We start from the raw sequence: 3,589 nt of genomic DNA, 5'->3' as shown, positions 1-3,589 counted from the left end.
GCCGCGGACCACACGTCCATCACGTGGAAGGGGGCGATGCCGGAGCGGGCCGACGGACCGGGGAGCGTGGACGTCACGACGCGCCAGCCTACGAGCCCGCGGGCGGGACGGCGCCGGAACGCGCACGGGTCCTTCGGGGGGACCCGTGCGCGCCGGAGCGCCCCTGCCGGGCGGCGGTCAGGAGAGGCCCGCGCCCGGCGGGCGGATCAGCTCTCGAACTGGCCGGTGAGCACACCGACGACGTCGAAGACCTGCTTGTCGGTGGCCGCGACGGCCTCGTCCACGTACGCGCCGACCGGCTCCAGCGGCGGGGTGCCGTAGGTGACGTTCTCGTCGAGGTACGCGCCGACCGGCGCCAGGTCGGCCGCGGAGGCCGTGCCTGCCACCGCGAGCATCGCGGCCGGGGCGGCGAGGGCGGCGAAGCCGATCTTGGCCAGGGTGGCCTTGCGGGGAGCGTGCGAACCCATGGGGGTCTCACTTTCGCATCGGGGGAGTCGAGCATTCCTTCGGTCTCCGCCGCACCTCGCTGTGCGGCGGGACGTGGGAACCCTCACCCGTGCGGCGCCTCGTCATCAACCCGTGCCGAAGCGGTTAACACGCTCTTTGCACGATGATCACGTAGCCCACATGGCCTAATCGCGCTGCTCTGAAAGGGTCATCGCTGGTCACGTGTCATCTGGCGTGCATGCCGGATTCGCGAAGCCTCGAAACCGTGGCGGCAATACTTGTGTCATCTGAACGAAACATGAGCCACGGTCGCGTGAGCCGGAGATCACCGGCCGGGGACCGTCACCTCGCCCTTCTCCGCTCGTAGCCCGATGTCCGTGCGGTGGTGCGATCCCGTCAGGTGGACGCCCTCGAGACGCCGGTAGGCGTCCGCCCGGGCGGCCGCGAGGTCGGTCCCGGTCCCGACGACCGACAGCACCCGCCCGCCCGTGGAGACGACCGCGCCGTCCTCCCGCCGCCGGGTACCCGCATGCAGGACACCCGGGGCGTCGGAGCCGCTGATCACGTCCCCGAGGCGCGGGGTGCCGGGATAGCCCTCGGCGGCCACCACGACCGTCACGGCGGCCCCGTCGGCCCACTCCAGCGGCGGGTGCTCGGCCAGGGTGCCGACGGCGGTGGCGTTCAGCAGGGCCGCCAGCGGCGTGCGGAGCAGGGCCAGCACGACCTGGGTCTCGGGATCGCCGAACCGACAGTTGAACTCGATCACGGCGGGGCCGTTCGAGGTCAGCGCGAGGCCCGCGTAGAGCAGGCCGGTGAACGGGGTCCCCCGGCGGGCCATCTCGTCCGCCACGGGCTGCACGACGGCGGCCACCAACTCGTCCACCAGGGTCTCGCCCGCCCACGGCAGCGGCGCGTACGCGCCCATCCCGCCGGTGTTGGGCCCGGCGTCGCCGTCCCCGACCCGCTTGAAGTCCTGGGCGGGCACGAGCGGCACCACGGTGGTCCCGTCGACCAGACAGAACAGCGAGGCCTCGGGGCCGTCGAGGTAGGACTCGAGCAAGACGGGGTGGCCGTCGTCGAGCAGGTGCATGGCGTGGGCCCGGGCGAGCTCCAGGTCCTCGCTGACGACCACGCCCTTGCCCGCTGCCAGCCCGTCGTCCTTCACCACGTAGGGCGGGGTGAAACCGGCCAGCGCGGCGTCCAGGTCGGCGGGGCTGTCCACGATCAGCGACGACGCCGTGGGCACGCCCGCCGCGGCCATCACGTCCTTGGCGAAGGCCTTGGAGCCCTCGATCCGGGCCGCCTCGGCGCCGGGGCCGAAGCAGGCGAACCCGGCCGCGCGGACGGCGTCGGCCACCCCCGCCACCAGCGGGATCTCGGGCCCGATCACCACCAGGTCCGCCGTCCAGTCCCGGGCCAGCGCGACGACGGCCGCCCCGTCCTGGACGTCTAGCCCATGCTGCTCGGCCACGGCCGCGGTCCCGGCGTTGCCGGGGGCGCAGGCCAGCGCCGTCACCTGGGGGTCCTGCGCCAGGGCGAGGACGAGGGCATGTTCTCGGGCACCGCTCCCGACGACCAGTACGCGCACGGGCGCCAACACTAACGTCCTGACCGGCGGTGATCCTCGTCGCGTCGAGCCGACGAAGGTTCACCCGGAGTCCGTACCGTCGTCGCCGGCCCGACGTCTGCGGCAGCGACCCTGGCGTCTCCCTGCGGAAGGACCCCTGTGCCGCTCGTGATCGCCCACCGAGGTGCGTCCGGCTACCGTCCCGAGCACACTCTGGCGGGCTACGAGCTCGCCGCGCGGATGGGTGCCGACTACCTCGAGCCCGACCTCGTCAGCACGGCGGACGGCGTCCTCGTCGCGCGGCACGAGCCGATGATCGGCGGGACCACGGACGTCGCACTGCACCCCGGGTTCGCCGCCCGGCGCACGACCCGCACGGTCGACGGCGAGACCGTCACGGACTGGTTCGCGGACGACTTCACCCTCGCCGAGCTCCGGACGCTGCGCGCCGTCGAGCGGCTGCCGGAGCTGAGGCAGGGCAACACCGTCTACGACGGGCTGTTCGGCGTCCCGACCTTCGAGGAGATCCTCGAGCTGCGGGCCCGGCTGTCCCGGGAGCTCGGCCGCGAGATCGGCGTCTACCCGGAGACGAAGAACCCCACCTACCTCGCCGGACGCGGGCTGGCCTGCGAGCCCACGCTCGTCGCCGTGCTCCGGGCGCACGGCCTGGACCGCGCCGACTCCCCCGTGTTCGTGCAGTCCTTCGAGACCGCCAACCTGCGAGCACTGCACGACCAGCTCCCCGTCCGGCTGATCCAGCTGCTCGACGCCACCGGCGCACCCGCCGACCTGGTCGCCGCGGGCGACCCGCGGACCTACGCCGACCTCACCCGGCCCGCCGAGCTGGCCCGGATCGCCGGGTACGCCGCGGGCATCGGTCCCGCGAAGCAGCTGGTCATCCCCCCGGACGCCGGGCCGACGAGCCTCGTCGCCGACGCGCACGCCGCCGGCCTGCTGGTGCACGCCTACACGTTCCGCAACGAGAACTCGTTCCTGCCCACGGGCCTGCGCCGCGAGGGCCGCGCGGACCACTACGGGGACGTCCTCGCCGAGTACCGGGCCTTCGTCGACGCCGGCGTCGACGGGCTGTTCACCGACCACCCGGACACCGCCGTCGCCGCCCTCGCGCTCGCCACCACACGGTGATCGAGGGCGGCCCGCACGATCCGTCGCGAGCACACCCGATGGCCGACGGCTGCGACTCACCGCCGACCGCGAGCCCGTGATCACCGTTCTGGACCCATCACGGCCGTATACGGCGTCCTCGGGTCACAGATGGCGATCTCGAGGGTCCGCTCGCGGCCCCTGCCGGGCGGCTCCGCCCTCGATCACCCGCGGGGTGGGTGGCGCAGGTGGCCCAGGACGGACTCGGTCACCTCGGCGGGGCGCTCCTGGTGGGTGAAGTGCCCCGTGTCCAGGACGCGGTGGGTGTAGGGCCCGGTGACCCACCGTCGCGAGTCGCGCGCCGTGGACTCGAGCAGGCACGGGTCCGTGGCGCCGTGGACCTGCAGGACGGCTCGTCGACGACATCGTCGAGCAGGTCGACGCCACCCGCAGCATGTTGCTGGACACCTT

General features: G+C 73.5%; 4 protein-coding genes. 1 reads left to right on the top strand and 3 read right to left on the bottom strand.

Annotated elements, in window-relative coordinates; all coding sequences use genetic code 11:
- Positions 1–206 precede the first annotated feature (206 nt).
- Entirely contained in the window at positions 207–467 is a 261-nt protein-coding gene (locus H5J29_RS25310; RefSeq protein WP_181783527.1) for a hypothetical protein, read from the bottom strand.
- 305 nt (positions 468–772) lie between these two features.
- On the bottom strand, positions 773–2,035 hold the full coding sequence (gene purD, locus H5J29_RS25305; RefSeq protein WP_181783526.1) for a phosphoribosylamine--glycine ligase: 1,263 nt from the start codon (positions 2,033–2,035) through the stop codon (positions 773–775).
- A gap of 138 nt (positions 2,036–2,173) precedes the next feature.
- On the opposite strand from purD, the gene H5J29_RS25300 reads away from it, so the two are divergent.
- Entirely contained in the window at positions 2,174–3,160 is a 987-nt protein-coding gene (locus H5J29_RS25300; protein ID WP_312858398.1) for a glycerophosphodiester phosphodiesterase, read from the top strand.
- Positions 3,161–3,342: 182 nt separating this feature from the next.
- Here H5J29_RS25300 and H5J29_RS34445 read toward each other — a convergent pair.
- Positions 3,343–3,589, bottom strand: a 247-nt coding sequence (locus H5J29_RS34445; protein WP_220187909.1) for an alpha/beta fold hydrolase, incomplete at its 5' end; no start/stop codon positions are given.

Origin of the sequence: Pseudonocardia pini (genome assembly GCF_013870575.1) — a bacterium.
Taxonomy (GTDB): Bacteria; Actinomycetota; Actinomycetes; order Mycobacteriales; family Pseudonocardiaceae; genus Pseudonocardia; species Pseudonocardia pini.
Note: the sequence above shows the minus strand (reverse complement) of the source record. Positions and strands in the feature narration are given on the sequence as shown.